Here is a 17278-nt window from a genome sequence, read left to right as displayed (position 1 = left end):
TCCTCAGCGAGCAATGGTGTGGGTGCGCTTGATCTTGTTCTGCAGCTGAATCAGGCCGTAGAGCAGTGCCTCAGCCGTCGGCGGACAGCCAGGCACGTACACATCTACCGGCACAATGCGATCACAGCCGCGCACCACCGAATAGGAATAATGGTAATAGCCACCACCGTTGGCACAGGACCCCATGGACAGTACCCAGCGCGGCTCCGGCATCTGGTCGTAGACCTTACGCAGGGCGGGCGCCATCTTGTTGCACAGGGTACCGGCCACGATCATCAGATCACTCTGACGCGGGCTGGGCCGGAAAACGATACCGAAGCGGTCCAGATCGTAACGCGCAGCGCCGGCATGCATCATCTCCACCGCACAGCACGCAAGCCCGAAGGTCATGGGCCAGAGCGAACCGGTACGGGTGTAGTTGATCAGCTTGTCAGCAGTGGTGGTGATGAAGCCTTTTTCCAGAATGCCTTCTACTCCCATTCCAGAGCTCCTTTTTTCCACTCGTATACGAAACCGACGACCAGAATGGCCAGGAATACGAGCATTGCTACAAAACCGAACAGGCCGATTTCCTTGAGCACGACGGCCCACGGAAACAGGAATGCGATTTCAAGGTCGAAGAGAATGAAGAGGATGGCGACCAGGTAGTAGCGCACATCGAACTTCATGCGCGCATCTTCGAAGGCCTCGAAGCCACACTCGTACGGAGAGAGTTTTTCCGGGTCGGGCCGATGAGGTGCCAACAGCCTACCGAGGACGATAGGCCCCAGCCCCACCAACAAACCCACGAGAACGAACATCAGAATGGGAAAGTAGTTTTGAAGCATTTCCCGCACACCCCTAAAAAAAGGAGGCTTGCACCTCCTTGGCTCCAAGTAAAACAGGCCGCCGGAATTCCCGGCGGCCTGTTTTGAATGGTGGTGCCGACAGTGAGACTCGAACTCACACGGCTTTCGCCACTACCCCCTCAAGATAGCGTGTCTACCAATTTCACCATGTCGGCACGTATAAACTGTATTTATTATTCCGGAATACTAGATCCGGATTTGTTTTGCTTGGCAGCATCGCCCGGGACTTGCGATGCAGGCTGAGTTACTGCTTCATTCATCACACCCAAGTCACTCCGCTTAGCCCCACTCATGTAGACCAGCGAGAGACAGGTGGCAAAAAATACGACCGCAGCAATTGCTGTGCTTCGGCTGAGAAAATTCGAGGAACCCGAAGCTCCGAAGAGGCTACCGGAAGACCCGCCACCAAAGGCAGCACCCATGTCCGCACCTTTACCGTGCTGCATCAGAACGAGCACGATAATGGTCACTGCAGAGATCAGGTTTACAACCCAGATGAGCGTCTTAAGAAGTTCCATACTTTAACAATTTTCAAGCAGCCTCGCAAATCTTTCTAAAGGCTGCGTAGTCCAGAGAAGCCCCGCCAACCAAGGCACCATCGACCTCATCCAAGGCCAGGATTTCTCCGGCATTGTCGGGTTTGACGCTTCCCCCGTAGAGGACGCGAATACTATCAGGGGCCTTGAGGGTTTGCAAGCAATAATGGCGGATAAATGCATGGGCCTCGCGGATCTGATCGAGGGTGGCCACGCGTCCGGTGCCAATGGCCCAGACCGGCTCGTAGGCCACCACCAGACGGGACATGTCCAGTCCCTGCAGTATGTCCAGTTGCCCGGCAAGCACCGACTCCCACCCACCCTGTTCCCTCTGTTCGAGCGTCTCGCCGATGCAGTAAACCACAGACAGGCCGGCGGTGCTCGCGGCCTCTACCTTGGCACGCAGCACTGGCCCATCCTCACCGTGATACTGCCGGCGTTCGGAGTGGCCAATGAGGACCGATGTGCAATGAACGTCCGCCAGCATGGCGGCCGACACTTCACCGGTGTAGGCACCATCGGTGACACGGGCGCTGACATCCTGGGCAGCAAGACCGATGGCCGAGCCGGCCAGCAGACGACCGACCTCATCCAGATAGACCATCGGCACGGCCAGACACACTTCAGGACGGTTGATGACGGTATCCGCCCGCATCTGGCCCACCAGCTCGGCCGCAAACGCCCGGCGGCCATGCATTTTCCAGTTTGCCATGACGATCTTGTTCTTCATTAACGCCCCTCCGTTTCAAGTCGACGCGCATTATAGCCAGGCGGACCGCCCCAGGGCCAACGCCGGACAAGAGCCAGTTCACGAACTGTAATATTTCTGAAAGATAGTGCGATTACGATGCGGGCATTCAGTTGACGCCTCTAACTTGGGAGCAAGCATGAAACAGTCCATCCGTATGGCTGCCTCTTTCGTTCTGGCCGGTGCCTTCATGACCGGTACCGCCGTCGCAGCCGACATCACCGGCGCTGGCGCAACCTTCCCGTACCCGCTGTATGCCAAGTGGGCCGAAGCCTACAAGGCCAAGACCGACAACAACATGAACTATCAGTCGATCGGTTCGGGAGGCGGCATCAAGCAGATCCAGTCGAAGACGGTGGACTTCGGGGCCTCCGACATGCCGCTCAAGCCGGAAGAGCTGGAGAAGCAGGGCCTGATGCAGTTTCCGACCGTGATCGGCGGCGTGGTGCCGGTAGTCAACGTTCCCGGCATCGCCCCGGGCCAGCTGAAGCTGACCGGCCCGCTCCTGGCGGACATCTATCTTGGCAAGATCACGCAGTGGAACGATGCGGCCCTCACCAAGCTGAACCCTGGCTTGAAGCTGCCCGAGCAGAAGATCACCGTGGTGCGCCGCTCAGACGGCTCGGGCACCACCTTCGTGTTCACCAACTACCTCTCCAAGGTGTCGCCTGAGTGGAACAGCACCATCGGCTCCAATACCGCTGTGAACTGGAAGACCGGCGTAGGCGGCAAGGGCAACGAGGGTGTAGCCAACTATGTTACCCGCATCAAGGGTGCCATCGGCTACGTCGAGTACGCCTACGCCAAGCAGAACAAGATTGCTCACGCTTCGGTCCAGAACGCGGCAGGCGCCTTTGTCCAGCCTGATGACAGCACCTTCAAGGCAGCTGCCTCGGGTGCAGACTGGAAAAAGACCCCGGGTTTCTACCTGATCCTGACCAACCAGCCGGGCAAGGACAGCTGGCCGATCTCCAGCGCCACCTTCATCCTGATGCACAAAAAGCAGGACAAGCCGGAACGTGCGGTTGAAGCGCTGAAATTCTTCGATTGGGCCTACAACAACGGTGATAGCATTGCCACCCAGCTAGACTATGTGCCGATGCCGGCTGCCACCAAGACTGTCATCCGTGACAGCTGGAAGAGCATGACCGACACCAGCGGCAAGCCGATCTGGAAATAAGCTGCCTGTTGTCATGCTGGTTCGCAGCAGGCTGCCGGACCGGCCCTGACCCGAGCCGGGAGAATCTCTCCCGGCTTTTTGTGTGATGTTGGCCGAAGAAGCACTGTCCCGCGCACGCCTTGTCCGGCTGGCAACGCGACGGACGACCGAGCAAACCATGGATAAATACCAGAATACCTCCTCCCTCCGGCATCAACGGATGCTGGACAGCCTGTTCCGGGGCGTCACCCGCTTTTTCGCCTTTCTGGTGCTGGCGTTACTGGTGGGCATCCTGCTGTCGCTGCTGGTGGGAGCGATGCCGAGCATCCGCCACTTCGGCTTCGGCTTCTTTACCTCGACCGCATGGGACCCTGTTGCGGCCGACTTCGGCGCCGTGGTAGCCATCTACGGCACCCTGGCGACCGCCACCATCGCCCTGTTGATCGGCGTGCCGGTCAGCTTCGGCATCGCCCTCTTCCTGACAGAGCTGTGCCCGGTGTGGCTCAAGCGTCCCTTGGGGATCGCCATCGAGCTTCTGGCCGGCATCCCCTCCATTATCTATGGCATGTGGGGGCTGTTCGTCTTCGCGCCCAAGTTCGGCGACCATGTGCAACCTTGGTTGCTGGAGCACTTGGGAGACATTCCGGGAGTCGGCTTCCTGTTCCAGGGGGCACCGATGGGGATCGGCATTTTCACTGCCGGGCTGATCCTGGCGATCATGGTGATCCCCTTCATCGCCTCGGTGATGCGCGATGTGTTCGAGATCGTTCCGCCCATGCTCAAGGAGTCGGCCTATGGCTTGGGAGCGACCACTTGGGAGGTAGTGCGCAACGTCGTGCTCCCTTACACCAAGACCGGTGTGGTAGGCGGCATCATGCTCGGCCTGGGGCGGGCGTTGGGCGAGACGATGGCAGTGACCTTCGTGATCGGCAACTCCTCCAACTTTGCCATTGGTCTTTTCGAGCCGGGCAACAGCATTGCCTCGACCCTGGCCAACGAATTTGCCGAAGCCAGCGGTGAACTCTACCTTGCCTCGCTGATCGAGCTGGGTCTGATCCTCTTCTTCATCACCTTCGTGGTGCTGGCCTGCTCCAAACTGCTCCTGCTGCGCCTGAAGAAGCAAGAAGGTTTGCAGCACTGAACGGAGATCTCACGTGAACAACGCAATCTACCGCCGCCGGCGCATGGTCAATGCCTTCAACATGGGCGCCTCGATGATGACCATGGCCTTTGGGCTGTTCTGGCTGGCCTGGATCCTCTGGACCCTGTTCGAGATGGGCCTGTCTGGCATTTCCCTGGATGTCTTCACCAAGATCACGCCGCCGCCGGGCAGCGAGGGAGGACTGGCCAACGCCATCTACGGCAGCGTGCTGATGACCTTCTTCGGCACGCTGATCGGCACGCCAATCGGCATCTTGGCCGGAGTATATCTGGCAGAATTCGGCAGCCGGGGCTGGCTAGCTCCCGCCACCCGGTTCATCAACGATATCCTGCTTTCTGCGCCCTCGATCGTGATCGGCCTGTTCATCTACGAGGTTTACGTGGTCACTGTGGGGCACTTCTCCGGCTGGGCCGGCTCATTTGCGCTGTCGCTGCTGGTGATCCCCGTGGTGGTGCGTACCACCGAGAACATGCTGCGCCTGGTACCCAACAGCCTGCGTGAGGCGGCCATTGCCTTGGGCGCCCCACAATGGAAGGTGATCCTGTTCGTGACCCTGCGCTCGGCCAAGGCGGGTGTGCTGACGGGCATCTTACTGGCCGTTGCGCGCATCTCCGGCGAGACCGCACCGCTCCTGTTCACTGCGCTCAACAACCAGTTCATGAGCCTGAACATGAACCAGCCAATGGCCAACCTGCCGATCGTGATCTTCCAGTTCGCGATGAGTCCGTACGAGGACTGGCACCGCCTGGCCTGGGCCGGCTCGCTGCTGATCACGCTGAGCGTGCTCACCCTGAACATCCTCGCCCGCTGGTTTGGCGGTCGGAAAAACCAATCGCACTAAGGCTTGACGGTCATGAATCCGCAAAACACCAAGCTGCAGGTCAAAAACCTGAACTTCTATTACGGCAACTTCCATGCGTTGAAGAACATCAACATGGAGATCGAGCCCAAGAAGGTGACGGCCTTCATCGGCCCTTCGGGCTGCGGGAAATCCACCCTGCTGCGTACCTTCAACCGCATGTTCGAGCTGTACCCGGGCATGCGTGCCGAGGGCGAGATCCTGATGGACGGCAAGAACATCCTCGATCGGGACATCGACATCAACCTGCTGCGCGCCAAGGTGGGCATGGTGTTCCAGAAGCCGACACCGTTCCCGATGTCGATCCACGACAACATCACCTTCGGCGTGCGCCTCTACGAGAAACTGTCGCGCGCAGAAATGGACGACCGGGTGGAATGGGCACTGCGCAAGGCCGCGCTGTGGGACGAGGTGAAGGACAAGCTGCGCCAGTCGGGCAACTCGCTGTCAGGGGGGCAACAACAGCGTCTGTGCATCGCCCGCGCCGTGGCTGCCAAGCCCGAGGTGCTGCTTCTGGACGAGCCGACATCGGCACTGGACCCGATCTCCACCGCACACATCGAGGAACTGATCCACGAATTGAAAGAGGACTACACCATCGCCATCGTCACCCACAACATGCAGCAGGCGGCACGGGTGTCCGATTTCACGGCGTACATGTACCTGGGCGAGATGATCGAGTTCGGCGAGACCGACAGCATTTTCACCACGCCCAAGAAGAAGGCCACCGAGGACTACATCACCGGTAAGTTCGGCTGAGGCCTTCGGCCAACCCTGGCACCCCGGCCCTACGGCCGGGGCTTTCTTTTTTACAGGGCGCGATGAGGCAGGAACAGCTTTTGCCGGGCGTCAAGCAGGCCAGCCGGACCGTGGCAGGTTTTGCGACAAGTCCATGAAAAGTCATGGAACGCCCCTTGACGGCAGGGCACGCCCCCTCAACAATCGCGCCTTCTCTACAAACGTCTAAACGAACATGTTCGAGCTGTTTTCAGGCTTGGAAGCGCCGGTCATCGTGACCCTGCTTCTGTCACTCGGCTTCGTGCTGGCCTTCGAGTTCATCAATGGCTTTCACGACACGGCCAATGCGGTGGCCACCGTCATCTATACCCAGTCGATGAAGCCGCGCCGTGCGGTGTTCATCTCCGGGGTCTTCAACTTTCTGGGCGTGCTCACCGGCGGCTTGGCGGTCGCCTACGCCATCGTCCACCTGCTACCGGTAGACCTGCTGGTCTCCGTCAATACCGCTCGTGGGCTGGCCATGGTATTCGCGCTGCTGACGGCCGCCATTGCCTGGAACTTGGGTACTTGGTACTTCGGCCTGCCGGCCTCCAGCAGCCACACGCTGATCGGCGCGATCCTGGGCGTGGGCGTTGCCAACAGCCTGATCAACCATACCTCGCTGGCGCAGGGCATCAACTGGGGCAAGGCCATCGACGTAGGCCTGTCGCTGCTGATTTCGCCGCTGGTCGGTGGAGTGATCGCCGCCCTGATCGTGTTGCTGCTGCGCCGCTATCGCCCCACCAGCAATGTGCACAAGACGCCGTTCCAGCGCCAACAGATCGAAGGCCGCAAGCACCCCCCTTTCTGGACGCGCTTTATGCTGATCGTGTCGTCGATGGGTGTGAGCTTCGCGCATGGCTCGAACGACGGGCAAAAAGGGGTGGGCCTGCTGATGCTGGTGCTGATCGGCATCGTGCCCGCCAAGTTTGTGCTGGACCTCAACACCACGCCATATCAACTGGAACGTACCCGCGACGCGGCCCTGCACCTGCAGCAATTCTACAACCGCCACCAGGACAGCCTGGAAAAGCTACTGGTGCGCCCCAAGAACACCAAACCCACCGGTGCATACGAATGCCAGCCGCTAGACACTCCTAACACCGTGGAGCGATTGCTGCAGACGCTGCAGGACCAGCGCGACTACCACCGCCTGACTGCGGAGCAGCGCTGGTCGGTTCGCACCGACCTGTTGTGTCTGGATGAGGCCGCCAAGCAGGCTGGCAAGCTCAGCGGACTGACTGAGGCCGACCAGAGCCATCTGAAGAACCTGCGCAAAGACCTGACCACCACCACCGAGTACGCCCCCACTTGGGTGATCCTGTCGATCGCCCTGGCCCTGGGGACCGGCACGATGATCGGCTGGCGGCGTGTGGTCAAGACCGTAGGAGAGAAGATCGGCAAGAAGGACATGACCTACGCACAAGGGGTTTCAGCGCAGGTGACGGCGGGCGTCTCGATCGGTCTGGCGAGTTTCTTCGGGTTCCCGGTATCGACTACCCAAGTACTCTCCAGTGCGGTGGCAGGCACGATGCTAGCCGAACGCGCAGGCCTGCAGATGGCGACCATCCGCAACATTGCACTCGCCTGGCTGTTCACGCTGCCGGTATCGATGCTGATGGCGGGCGGGCTCTACTATCTGGCCACGCACTTCCTGCCCTGAGCCTGACCACACCCCATACAAAGCCGCCCTTTGAGGCGGCTTTTTTGATGACAGATCTGCTAGCAAGGGCCGTCATATTGCACACTGTATCCAAACAGAGCTGAAACGGCAGATAACTTGCGCAGGATCAAAAGAGGAAGCGGGTATATCGGTTGTTCCGACTTTCATTATTTACTAATATAACAACGCTTCATCATGGTTTCTCCTTTGTTGTTGTTGCAAACCCCTTTCCGCCCCGGTGCACCCCGTCGGGGCGGCTTTTTTTTGCCCCGCCCCTAGCGTGTTCAGGCCCTCACCTCCTCCGGCTCAGGCCTTGAGAAAATGCTCGCGCCCGGCTAGCCAACGGTCCAGATGGGCTTCAGCTTCGCGTGGCCACGACTTCAGCATTTCCGGCGCCAGCCCTCGGGCCGACTCCAGCAGCGCCAAGTCCTTTTCCAGATCGGCAAAGCGTAGCATCGGCACCCCACTCTGGCGTGCCCCCAGGAACTCACCTGGCCCACGGATCTGCAGGTCCTGCCGGGCGATCTCGAAACCATCCGTATTCTCGTAGATCACCTTCAGGCGCGCCTTGGCCAGTTCGGACAGCGGTGCTTCGAACATCAGCACGCAGGTGCTGCGCGCCGCGCCGCGCCCTACCCGTCCACGCAGCTGGTGCAACTGGGCCAGCCCCATCCTTTCGGCGTGCTCGATCACCATCAGGCTTGCATTGGGTACATCCACGCCGACTTCGATAACGGTGGTGGCCACCAGCACCTGGATCTCATTGCGGGAAAACGCCGCCATGACCTCGGCTTTTTCCTGTGGTTTCATCCGACCGTGCACCAGTCCCACACGGCGGTGCGGCAGGTCCTCCGACAACTGCAGATGCGTGTCGACGGCTGTCTGCAGCTGCAAGGTCTCCGATTCCTCGATCAGCGGACACACCCAGTAGGCCTGCTGACCCTCGTGGCACGCGCGGTCCACGAAACCCACGACTTCATCGCGCCGCGCATTATTGATCAGCTTGGTGACAACGGGCGTGCGTCCTGGCGGCAGCTCATCGATGACCGAGACGTCAAGGTCGGCATAAAAACTCATCGCCAGGGTGCGCGGGATCGGGGTGGCCGACATCATCAGCTGGTGCGGCGCGCCCCCCTTGCCTTGCAAGGCCAGACGTTGCCCAACACCGAAGCGGTGCTGTTCGTCGACGATGACCAGACCCAGCGTCTCGAATGCGACATCTTCCTGGAAGAGCGCATGCGTGCCCACAGCCAGCCGGGCACTGCCGTCGGCGATATCCGCTAGCATCTCCCCGCGGGCCTTCTTGCGCAGCGAGCCAGACAACCAGGCCACGCGGATGCCTAGCGGCTCCAGCCAGGCTGAGAGCTTGAGGTAATGCTGTTCGGCAAGGATCTCGGTAGGGGCCATCAGTGCCACCTGAAAGCCGGCCTCGATGGCAGCCAGGGCGCTCAGGGCAGCAACGATGGTCTTGCCACTGCCCACGTCGCCTTGGAGCAGCCGGTTCATCGGGTGGGGCTTGGCCATGTCGGTGGTGATTTCCACCAGCACCCGCTGCTGAGCGCCGGTCAGGGCAAAGGGCAGGTTGGCCGAAAGCGCCTGTCGCAGATGACCATCACCCTGGATCACCGGCGCGCGACCCTGCCGACGGGCTCGGTACGCCAGCCGCATCGATAGCTGCTGGGCCAGCAGTTCGTCAAACTTCAGCCGCTGCCATGCAGGCAACATGGGATCGGCCAGCTGCTGGGCGGAGTAGGCCGGAGGCGGACGGTGGAGGAGCTTGACCGCTTCGTCGAACGCCATCAGCCGCAAGGCAGTGCGCACCGCGTCGGGCAGCGTGTCTGGCAGCGGCAGGGTATCGAGTTCGCGATGGATCATGCGCCGCAACACCGGCTGGGTCAGCCCATTGACTGTCGGGTAGATCGGCGTGAGGCTTTCGGCCAAGGGCTCGCCCTCGGCCACCTCACGCAACTTGGGGTGCACCATTTCGTCGCCGAAAAAACCGCGCCGTATTTCCCCCAGCGCGCGCACGCGTCGGCCACGGGCAAGCTGTTTCTGCTGGCTGGGATAAAAATGGATGAAGCGCAATACCAGCGTGCCGGTGCGATCCTCGATCTGGACCACCAGCTGCCGCCGGGGCTTGAACTGGATCTCCTGCGCGATCACCTCGCCCTCCACCAGCACCGGCTGCCCGTAGGGTGCATCGACAATTGGGTAGAGGTGGGTTTCGTCCTCATATCGCAGGGGCAGGTGCAGCACGAGGTCGAAGCGGCGGCGGATGCCCAGCCGCTCCAAACGCTTGAGCGTGGCAGCGGGCGCGGAAACAGGGGCGAATGCAGGGTTTTCGGGAGGGCGCATCCGGCGATTCTAGCCGAAAAACAAAAACGGACAGCATCGCGCTGTCCGTTTGCGTAGCCGCCGCACTGGCGGCTTGTCCGAGGCTTACTGGCGTTCCCACACCTGAGTGCGGCCAAGCAGCGACACCCCCAAGAAACCCCGCACTTCCAGCTTGCGGCCACCGTCGATCAGCTTGGCCTTGGCGCTGTAGACCTTACCCGATTTCGGATCCAGGATCTTGCCGCCTTCCCAGCCTTCACCCTGCTTCTGCAGGCCCCAGAGGATGTTCAGGCCGTTGATCGGCTTGCCCTTGTTGGTACCGTCGCACTTCTCGCATACGGCATCCGGATTGTTGAAAAGCTTGACGATGCGGCCGGAGAGCTCGCCCGAGGGCAGTTCGGAGATCTGCACCAGGGCCTTGGCCTGCTTGGTCTCGTCGTCGATGGTCTTCCAGGTGCCGGCAGCGGACTCTGCCAGGGCGAACGGGCTCAGGGCCGCGCACAGCAGGGTAGTGGCGGCCAGGGTCAGATGTTTGCGCATGTGGTCGTTCCTCGTGTGTTGTGGCTAGCCTGCACTGCCTTGTGGGCTTCAAACGGCAGTTTCGAGTAGCGGCTCTAGCATGCCAACCGTGCGCAGGGTCGTCAAGCTGGCTCAGGCACGAACAGCACACCCTCCCCCACCGGCCACACCTTGCCACCCACTGTCACCACGCCCTCTGCCGAAACATCGAGATAGAGGACGTTGGGGCGACCGATGGCTTCGCCTTGCTCTACCTGCCAGCTCAACGGCGCCAGACCATTCAGGGCACACCAGCCGCCAAGGTTGGCGCAGGCGCTGCCGGTGCCCGGATCTTCCAGCACCGCACCGTGCTGGTCGTAAAAGAGCCGTACGGTCGCGACATTTTCCGCCACATGCCACAGATAGGCGACGCTGCGGCCTTCATAAAGCTGAGCCCGTACCCGGAAAAAAAGCGGCTCGGGCCGGGCCCGAAGCACGGCTGCGCGGCTGGCGGCACGGACCAGCATCTGCTCACTGCCCGCATTCAGCCATACCGGTGGCCCGAGAAGATCCTCTTCAGCCAGGCCCAGCATTTCGGCTGCCGCCGCCTGAGACAGGTTGGCCGAACGCTGGCTTGCCTGCGGCGCGGTGAGGGTGAAACGCTCCGCCTGGTGCACGATGGGGATGGTGCCCGCCTGGGTGACCAGGCTGAACGCGTCCGGCAACCCGTGCAGCCGGTGCAGGACGGCAGCACTGCCGAGGGTCGGGTGGCCGGCAAAGGGGAGTTCGTGCCGTGGAGTGAAAATGCGTAGGGCGGCCGCAGCGGTCGGGTCTGGGAAAACAAAGACGGTTTCCGAAAGATTCATCTGGCAGGCAATAGCCTGCATCGTTGCGGTATCCAGGCCGCTGGCATCGGGGAAAACTGCCAGCGGATTGCCCCCGAACGGGGTTTCGGCAAAGACATTGACCAGGTGGTAACGGTAGCTAGGCATGGGTGTCCTCGGTTGGGCAGCCACGTCATTACGCCACAGAATGCCTGCGACATAAACCGTACAGCGCTCGTTCCAGCGCCCGCATGCCAAGCGGGAATGCCCGCCCGGCTTGACATGCGGCAAGGCTTGTCGATTGGATACTGGATTTTTGGCGCACGGGAAGTTTGCTACACTCGCCGCAGAAAGTGGAGGCACCGGCACGGACAGCCCGTCCAGCAGGGCCGCCAAGGACCTGTTATGTAAGGGTTTTCCCGGGGCACCTGCTTTTCACGCTGCGTTACCGGCTATTGCCGTGGTCATTCACATATCAATAACAACTACAGTTGGGACACTTACCGATGCAAAAAACCTCTCTCCTGCAACGGATCATGTCGGGCAGCATCGTGCTGCAGATCGTGATCGGCATGATCGCGGGCATTGTGCTCGCCACAGCAGCCCCCGAGGCCGCCAAGTCGCTGACCTTCCTGGGCACCCTGTTCGTGAAGGCCCTGAAAGCCGTGGCGCCGCTCCTGGTGTTCGTACTGGTGGCATCGGCCATCGCCAACAAGAAGCAGGGCGTATCCACCAACATGCGCCCGGTACTGACGCTGTATCTGGTGGGCACCTTCCTGGCAGCCTTGACCGGCGTGCTGGCTAGCTTCCTCTTTCCCACGCAGTTGGTACTGGCCACCGCCGCCACCGGCACTACACCGCCGAGCGGCATTGGCCAAGTGCTCAACAGCCTGGTGTTACAGATCGTCGACAACCCGATCAATGCCATCGCCACCGGCAACTACATCGGCATCCTGACCTGGGCGGTCGCACTGGGCATGTCGCTGCACCACGCCTCAGAAGGTACCCGCACCCTGTTGGCCGAAGTGGCGGAAGGCGTGTCGCGCATCGTGCAGGTGGTGATCCGCTTCGCGCCGGTGGGCGTGTTCGGCCTGGTGGCCGAATCGGTGGCCACTACCGGCTTCTCGTCGCTGCTGGGTTACAGCAAGCTGCTGCTGGTGCTGGTGGGTGCGATGCTGTTCATCGCCCTGGTGGTTAATCCGCTGATCGTATTCTTCACCATCCGTCGCAACCCCTTCCCGCTGGTGCTCACCTGCCTGCGTGAAAGCGGCGTCACCGCCTTCTTCACCCGCAGCTCTGCCGCCAACATCCCGGTCAACATGAACCTGTGCAAGAAGCTGGGACTGCACGAGGACACCTATGCGGTTTCCATCCCGCTAGGCGCCACCATCAACATGGCCGGTGCCGCCATCACCATCTCGGTGCTGAGCTTGGCTGCGGTGCATACGCTGAACATCCATGTGGACATGCCCACTGCACTGCTGCTGTCCGTGCTGTCGACCGTGGCCGCATGCGGCGCTTCCGGCGTGGCTGGCGGCTCGCTGCTGCTGATTCCGATGGCGTGCAGCCTGTTCGGCATCAGCAACGACATAGCCATGCAAGTGGTAGCGGTCGGTTTCATCATCGGCGTGGTGCAGGACTCGGCTGAAACCGCCCTCAACAGCTCGACCGATGTGTTGTTCACTGCCGCAGCATGCATCGCAGCCGGGGATGTGGACCCAGCCCCTGAGCTGGCCCAGGAAACGGTCTGACCCCGCCCTCGAACGGCAGGACCAGAAACGGCACCCTCAGGGGTGCCGTTTTTCCTGGGTCAGCGACGCGCCCGCTCGCCCACCTGTGCCAGCCATCGGCTACGCTGGGCAGGGGTACTGCTACGCACCGGCGAGAACAGGGTGAACGACACCGGCGCAATCCCGCAGAAGCCCAGGATGGTACGACGCAGCTGCCGGATCACAGGCGCCCCATAGATCCAACGGTAATACCAGCGTGGCGTGTCCAGGGTCAGATACACCTCGGCCCGCCGCCCGACCAACAGCTTGTCCCACCAGGGCGAGTCCTTGCGATACCGGTAGGCCCATCCGGACAGGAACACTCGGTCGAACATGCCCTTGAGCAGCGCCGGCATGCCGCCCCACCATACGGGCGAGACCAGTACCAGCCGTGCCGCCGCCGCGATGGCGGCTTGTAGCCTGATCAGATCAGGCTCCAGAGGCTGCACCTCACGATAGCCGTGCCGCAGCACCGGATCGAATTCCATCTCCCCCAGCCTGAAGACCTCCACCTGATGACCTGCCACGGTAGCCGCCTGCGCATAGCGCTCGGCCAGCGCCCCGCACAGGCTCTTTTGGTCCGGATGCCCCAGAATCACCACGATACGTTCCATGCTGTAGCCCTCCAATAAATGTCCGGAGCATACGCCACTCGTCCCACCCGGGCATGAAAAAGGCGGCCACACGGGCCGCCTGCTTCATCACTCCGGGGTCGGGCAGCTTAGGCGCCCAGCACCATTACCGCTTCGGCTTCCACTTGCACGCCCTTGGGCAGGCTGGCCACGCCCACCGCCGCGCGGGCAGGATAGGGCTGGGCAAAGTACTGCGCCATGATCTCGTTGAAGGTGGCAAAGTTGGACAGATCGGTCAGGTAGGCGTTGAGCTTGACGATGTCGCCCAGCGAGCCGCCGGCCGCCTCGCATACGGCTTTGAGGTTCTTGAAGACCTGGTGGGTCTCGGCGGCAAAACCGCCCTCCACTACCTGCATGGTGGTCGGGTCCAGCGGAATCTGGCCCGACAGATAGACGGTGTTGCCTGCCTTGACGGCTTGGGAGTAGGCGCCGATGGCGGCCGGGGCCGATTCGGTATGGATGATTTCTTTAGACATGGGTTCAGTCTCCTTCGTTGAGGAACAGGGTAAGCAGATCGTTCAGGAAGCGCTGGCCAGCCAGCGTGGGGCGCAGCATCGTCGGGTGTGGTTCGATCAACCCAGCCTGCTCGGCCCGCTGCAGCGGTGCCTGCAGCACGCTGGGAGGCAGACCGGTGCGCTCGGTGAACAGTGCCAGCGGCACCCCCTCGGTGAGGCGCAGCGCATTCATCATGAATTCGAACGGCAGGTCCTTTCGGCCAACCTTGTGCCGGCTCTGGATGGCGGACCCGGCGGCGATGCCGGCCAGGTAGGCCGCCGGCTGCTTTTCGCGCATCTCGCGCACGATGCCGTCGTGTGCGCTGATCTTGCCATGCGCACCGGCGCCAAGGCCCAGATAGTCGCCAAAGGTCCAGTAGTTCAGGTTGTGCCGCGCACGGTGGCCCGGTCGTGCGAAGGCCGAGGTCTCGTAATGCTCGAAGCCGGCCTCGGCCAGACACGCCTCCAGCGCCTCCTGCATATCGGCCGACAGGTCGTCGTCGGGCAGATTGGCGGGGGTGCGTACCGCAAACAGTGTGTTGGGTTCGATGGTTAGGTGATAAGCCGATAGATGCGTCACCCCCATTCCCAGCGCCACCGACACATCGTCCAGCGCTTCGGCCAACGTCTGACCCGGCAGCGCGTACATCAGATCCACATTGACGTTGTCAAAGTGGGTCAACGCGATCTCGATGGCGCGCCGCGCCTCGTTGCCGTCATGGATGCGCCCCAACGCACGCAGATGATGGGGGGCAAAGCTCTGAACTCCGATGGACAGGCGGTTGATGCCGGCCTCGCGAAACCCGCGAAACTTCTCAAACTCGAAGGTGCCGGGATTGGCCTCCATGGTGATCTCGGCATCGGGGTGCAAGCGGATGCGGGCCCGGATGCCGGCCAGCAGACGATCCATCGCGGCTGGCGAGAACAGGCTGGGCGTGCCCCCGCCCATGAATATCGTGGTCACCGGCCGGCCCCACACCGCCGGCAGCGCCTGCTCCAGGTCGGCCAGTAGGGCGTCCACATAGCCTGCCTCGTCAAAGCCGTTGCGCGCCTCGTGGGAATTGAAATCGCAGTAAGGGCACTTGCGCACGCACCAGGGAAAATGCAGATACAGCGACAGCGGCGGCAGCTGCGTCAGCCCGCTGCCCAGGCCGGCCAGCGATACCGTATGCACGGGTGGCTGGATCACGCCTGCGCCTTCAGCTTGGCCAGGAGCGTCTGCATCGCTTGGCCCCGGTGACTGATGCGGTTCTTTTCCTCGGCGGGCAGATCGGCCACGGTGCACCCATGCGACGGCAGGTAGAAATAGGGATCGTAGCCGAAGCCCCCACTGCCCGAGGGCGTGCTGGCCACTTCGCCGTACCACACCCCGTCGGCCACGATCGGCTGCGGGTCATCCGCGTGACGTACCAGCACCAGCACGCAGGTGTACCACGCGCGACGGCTGGCCTTGCCCTGCAGCTTTTCCACCAGCAGTGCATTGTTGCGCTCGTCGGACTTGGGGTCACCGGCAAACCGTGCCGAACGCACGCCCGGCGCTCCGGCCAGTGCCTCGACACAGATGCCCGAATCATCCGCCAGAGCGGGCAGGCCGGTCATGCGACTGGCGTGACGCGCCTTCTCCAGCGCGTTCTCCAGAAAGGTATAGTGCGGCTCCGGGCATTCAGGGACATTCAGCTGTCCCTGGGGGATCACTTCCACACCCAGCGGCGCCAGCAGTGCGGAAAATTCCTTCAGTTTGCCGGCGTTATTGCTGGCCAGAACGAGTTTGTCGAACATGGATGTCCTTGCAGCGTCCGGAGCAGTGTGCCCCGGGGGTTGTTCATAGCGTCCGAATCAGGCGCGGATACCTTCGAGCGCCGCGAGGAAGAGTCGCTCGTCGGCATTCTCCAGGCAGCGCGCGTCGGAGAGCATCCTGCGCCACTGGCGCGCACCCGGCACACCCTGGAACAGGCCGAGCACATGGCGGGCGATGTTGCGCACCTTGTGCCCTTCGGCCAACTTGGCCTTTACATACGGCAGCAGTTGCTCCACCACCTCGGCCCGCGTGGGCGCGGGCGACGGATCGCCATAGTAGCGCGCATCCCAGTGCGCCATGATGTAGGGGTTGTGATAGGCCTCGCGGCCCACCATCACTCCGTCCACCTGGGCCAAGTGGGCATCGATCTCGTCCAGCGTGCGGATGCCGCCGTTGATCAGGATCTCCAGATCCGGGCGCTCGCGCTTGAGACGGTAGACGTAATCGTACTTCAGCGGTGGAATGTCGCGGTTCTCCTTGGGGGAGAGCCCCTTGAGGATGGCGTTGCGCGCATGCACGATGAAGGTGCGGCATCCGGCCGCGGCAACGGTCTCGACAAAGTCGCGCAGGAAATCGTAGCTGTCGATCTGGTCGATGCCGATGCGGTGCTTGACAGTGACGTCGATCGAGACCGCGTCCCGCATCGCCTTCACGCAGTCGGCCACCAGCGCCGGCTCCGCCATCAGACAGGCACCGAACGCCCCCTTTTGCACCCGCTCGGACGGGCAGCCCACGTTCAGATTGACTTCATCGTAGCCCCAGCTTTCGGCCAACCGCGCACAGCGCGCCAACTCGTCCGGCTCGCTGCCGCCCAGCTGCAGGGCCAGTGGATGCTCGGCTTCGTCAAAGCGCAGATGACGCTCCACGTCGCCGTGCAGCAGCGCGCCAGTGGTCACCATCTCGGTGTAGAGCCAGGTATGGCGGGTGAGCAGGCGGGAAAAGTACCGGAAGTGACGGTCCGTCCAGTCGAGCATCGGCGCAACGCTTAAACGGCGGGGGCTCAATTTTCCTGCAAATCCTTTATCCACGAGGCTTTCCGGCCTTTTCTTCAAAACCTCGTTTGTCACGCTTAACCCCATTTATACCCCGTTTTTCTGGATTCGGCGCAGAATAGAGTGCCGAATTCGGCTCGTTCTGCAGCCATTCCCGCACCGACCCTGGCAACCATCACTAAGTA

At 61.8% G+C, this 17278-nt stretch carries 18 protein-coding genes and 1 tRNA gene; 6 read left to right on the top strand and 13 right to left on the bottom strand.

The features are described from left to right. Positions 1–3: 3 nt before the first annotated feature. From EV669_RS12210 to tpiA, 5 genes are all read right to left on the bottom strand, one after another. Positions 4–480 (bottom strand): NuoB/complex I 20 kDa subunit family protein, encoded by a 477-nt coding sequence (locus EV669_RS12210; protein WP_054284924.1) that lies wholly within the window; start codon positions 478–480, stop codon positions 4–6. Beyond that, positions 471–827 carry an NADH-quinone oxidoreductase subunit A gene (locus EV669_RS12205; protein ID WP_054284925.1) on the bottom strand — a complete coding sequence of 119 codons (357 nt, stop codon included), beginning with the start codon at positions 825–827 and terminating at the stop codon, positions 471–473. Before EV669_RS12205 ends, EV669_RS12210 begins: the two co-directional genes overlap by 10 nt. A 91-nt stretch (positions 828–918) precedes the next feature. Further along, positions 919–1003: transfer RNA gene (locus EV669_RS12200), tRNA-Leu, on the bottom strand. Between the two features lie 18 nt (positions 1004–1021). Next, entirely contained in the window at positions 1022–1366 is a 345-nt protein-coding gene (gene secG / locus EV669_RS12195; RefSeq protein ID WP_054284926.1) for a preprotein translocase subunit SecG, read from the bottom strand. 13 nt (positions 1367–1379) lie between these two features. After that, on the bottom strand, positions 1380–2114 hold the full coding sequence (gene tpiA / locus EV669_RS12190; RefSeq protein WP_132098838.1) for a triose-phosphate isomerase: 735 nt from the start codon (positions 2112–2114) through the stop codon (positions 1380–1382). Positions 2115–2271: 157 nt separating this feature from the next. Between tpiA and pstS the strand changes: the two genes are divergently transcribed. The 5 genes from pstS to EV669_RS12165 all read left to right on the top strand — a co-directional run bounded on the left by pstS (position 2272) and on the right by EV669_RS12165 (position 7752). Continuing rightward, positions 2272–3312: a phosphate ABC transporter substrate-binding protein PstS gene (gene pstS, locus EV669_RS12185; protein ID WP_054284927.1), complete on the top strand. Its 1041-nt coding sequence runs from the start codon at positions 2272–2274 to the stop codon at positions 3310–3312. A 157-nt stretch (positions 3313–3469) separates the two neighbouring features. After that, positions 3470–4432 (top strand): phosphate ABC transporter permease subunit PstC, encoded by a 963-nt coding sequence (gene pstC, locus EV669_RS12180; protein ID WP_132098837.1) that lies wholly within the window; start codon positions 3470–3472, stop codon positions 4430–4432. A 43-nt stretch (positions 4433–4475) separates the two neighbouring features. Beyond that, positions 4476–5294 (top strand): phosphate ABC transporter permease PstA, encoded by an 819-nt coding sequence (pstA, locus tag EV669_RS12175; protein ID WP_235445382.1) that lies wholly within the window; start codon positions 4476–4478, stop codon positions 5292–5294. Between the two features lie 12 nt (positions 5295–5306). Beyond that, positions 5307–6071, top strand: coding sequence for a phosphate ABC transporter ATP-binding protein PstB (gene pstB, locus EV669_RS12170; RefSeq protein ID WP_054284929.1), 765 nt, complete (start codon positions 5307–5309; stop codon positions 6069–6071). A 214-nt stretch (positions 6072–6285) separates the two neighbouring features. Further along, a complete protein-coding gene (locus tag EV669_RS12165; protein WP_055434503.1) occupies positions 6286–7752 on the top strand; it encodes an inorganic phosphate transporter in 1467 nt (488 codons plus the stop codon). Positions 7753–8058: 306 nt separating this feature from the next. Here EV669_RS12165 and recG read toward each other — a convergent pair whose 3' ends face one another. The 3 genes from recG to EV669_RS12150 all read right to left on the bottom strand — a co-directional run bounded on the left by recG (position 8059) and on the right by EV669_RS12150 (position 11576). Further along, positions 8059–10107, bottom strand: coding sequence for an ATP-dependent DNA helicase RecG (gene recG / locus EV669_RS12160; RefSeq protein ID WP_132098836.1), 2049 nt, complete (start codon positions 10105–10107; stop codon positions 8059–8061). Positions 10108–10191: 84 nt separating this feature from the next. Further along, positions 10192–10626 carry a DUF2147 domain-containing protein gene (locus EV669_RS12155; protein ID WP_055434501.1) on the bottom strand — a complete coding sequence of 145 codons (435 nt, stop codon included), beginning with the start codon at positions 10624–10626 and terminating at the stop codon, positions 10192–10194. A gap of 101 nt (positions 10627–10727) precedes the next feature. After that, positions 10728–11576 carry a PhzF family phenazine biosynthesis protein gene (locus EV669_RS12150; protein WP_132098835.1) on the bottom strand — a complete coding sequence of 283 codons (849 nt, stop codon included), beginning with the start codon at positions 11574–11576 and terminating at the stop codon, positions 10728–10730. Between the two features lie 338 nt (positions 11577–11914). On the opposite strand from EV669_RS12150, the gene sstT reads away from it, so the two are divergent. Further along, positions 11915–13159, top strand: a complete 1245-nt coding sequence (gene sstT, locus EV669_RS12145; protein ID WP_132098834.1) for a serine/threonine transporter SstT — start codon at positions 11915–11917, stop codon at positions 13157–13159. A 59-nt stretch (positions 13160–13218) separates the two neighbouring features. On the opposite strand, the gene EV669_RS12140 is transcribed toward sstT, so the two are convergent. The 5 genes from EV669_RS12140 to dusA all read right to left on the bottom strand — a co-directional run bounded on the left by EV669_RS12140 (position 13219) and on the right by dusA (position 17075). Then, positions 13219–13791, bottom strand: coding sequence for an NAD(P)H-dependent oxidoreductase (locus EV669_RS12140; RefSeq protein WP_132098833.1), 573 nt, complete (start codon positions 13789–13791; stop codon positions 13219–13221). Between the two features lie 107 nt (positions 13792–13898). Beyond that, positions 13899–14285, bottom strand: coding sequence for a RidA family protein (locus EV669_RS12135; protein WP_054284935.1), 387 nt, complete (start codon positions 14283–14285; stop codon positions 13899–13901). A gap of 4 nt (positions 14286–14289) precedes the next feature. Then, positions 14290–15477, bottom strand: a complete 1188-nt coding sequence (gene hemW / locus EV669_RS12130; protein WP_132098872.1) for a radical SAM family heme chaperone HemW — start codon at positions 15475–15477, stop codon at positions 14290–14292. An 11-nt stretch (positions 15478–15488) separates the two neighbouring features. Further along, complete coding sequence (gene rdgB, locus EV669_RS12125; RefSeq protein ID WP_132098832.1) at positions 15489–16082, bottom strand: RdgB/HAM1 family non-canonical purine NTP pyrophosphatase; 594 nt, start codon at positions 16080–16082, stop codon at positions 15489–15491. 57 nt (positions 16083–16139) lie between these two features. Beyond that, on the bottom strand, positions 16140–17075 hold the full coding sequence (dusA, locus tag EV669_RS12120; protein ID WP_055434498.1) for a tRNA dihydrouridine(20/20a) synthase DusA: 936 nt from the start codon (positions 17073–17075) through the stop codon (positions 16140–16142). Positions 17076–17278 lie beyond the last annotated feature (203 nt).

Origin of the sequence: Gulbenkiania mobilis (assembly GCA_004346645.1) — a bacterium.
In the GTDB taxonomy this organism is placed as follows: domain Bacteria; phylum Pseudomonadota; class Gammaproteobacteria; order Burkholderiales; family Chromobacteriaceae; genus Gulbenkiania; species Gulbenkiania mobilis.
The sequence above is the reverse complement of the archived record's forward strand: the minus strand, read 5'-3'. Positions and strand labels throughout refer to the sequence as shown.

What these genes read in the sequence shown, in the direction of transcription:
- EV669_RS12210 (WP_054284924.1), bottom strand. Translation starts at nt 480, where the DNA reads ATGGGAGTAGAAGGCATTCTGGAAAAAGGCTTCATCACCACCACTGCT.
- EV669_RS12205 (WP_054284925.1), bottom strand. Translation starts at nt 827, where the DNA reads ATGCTTCAAAACTACTTTCCCATTCTGATGTTCGTTCTCGTGGGTTTG.
- secG (WP_054284926.1), bottom strand. Translation starts at nt 1,366, where the DNA reads ATGGAACTTCTTAAGACGCTCATCTGGGTTGTAAACCTGATCTCTGCA.
- tpiA (WP_132098838.1), bottom strand. Translation starts at nt 2,114, where the DNA reads ATGAAGAACAAGATCGTCATGGCAAACTGGAAAATGCATGGCCGCCGG.
- pstS (WP_054284927.1), top strand. Translation starts at nt 2,272, where the DNA reads ATGAAACAGTCCATCCGTATGGCTGCCTCTTTCGTTCTGGCCGGTGCC.
- pstC (WP_132098837.1), top strand. Translation starts at nt 3,470, where the DNA reads ATGGATAAATACCAGAATACCTCCTCCCTCCGGCATCAACGGATGCTG.
- pstA (WP_235445382.1), top strand. Translation starts at nt 4,476, where the DNA reads ATGGTCAATGCCTTCAACATGGGCGCCTCGATGATGACCATGGCCTTT.
- pstB (WP_054284929.1), top strand. Translation starts at nt 5,307, where the DNA reads ATGAATCCGCAAAACACCAAGCTGCAGGTCAAAAACCTGAACTTCTAT.
- EV669_RS12165 (WP_055434503.1), top strand. Translation starts at nt 6,286, where the DNA reads ATGTTCGAGCTGTTTTCAGGCTTGGAAGCGCCGGTCATCGTGACCCTG.
- recG (WP_132098836.1), bottom strand. Translation starts at nt 10,107, where the DNA reads ATGCGCCCTCCCGAAAACCCTGCATTCGCCCCTGTTTCCGCGCCCGCT.
- EV669_RS12155 (WP_055434501.1), bottom strand. Translation starts at nt 10,626, where the DNA reads ATGCGCAAACATCTGACCCTGGCCGCCACTACCCTGCTGTGCGCGGCC.
- EV669_RS12150 (WP_132098835.1), bottom strand. Translation starts at nt 11,576, where the DNA reads ATGCCTAGCTACCGTTACCACCTGGTCAATGTCTTTGCCGAAACCCCG.
- sstT (WP_132098834.1), top strand. Translation starts at nt 11,915, where the DNA reads ATGCAAAAAACCTCTCTCCTGCAACGGATCATGTCGGGCAGCATCGTG.
- EV669_RS12140 (WP_132098833.1), bottom strand. Translation starts at nt 13,791, where the DNA reads ATGGAACGTATCGTGGTGATTCTGGGGCATCCGGACCAAAAGAGCCTG.
- EV669_RS12135 (WP_054284935.1), bottom strand. Translation starts at nt 14,285, where the DNA reads ATGTCTAAAGAAATCATCCATACCGAATCGGCCCCGGCCGCCATCGGC.
- rdgB (WP_132098832.1), bottom strand. Translation starts at nt 16,082, where the DNA reads ATGTTCGACAAACTCGTTCTGGCCAGCAATAACGCCGGCAAACTGAAG.
- dusA (WP_055434498.1), bottom strand. Translation starts at nt 17,075, where the DNA reads ATGCTCGACTGGACGGACCGTCACTTCCGGTACTTTTCCCGCCTGCTC.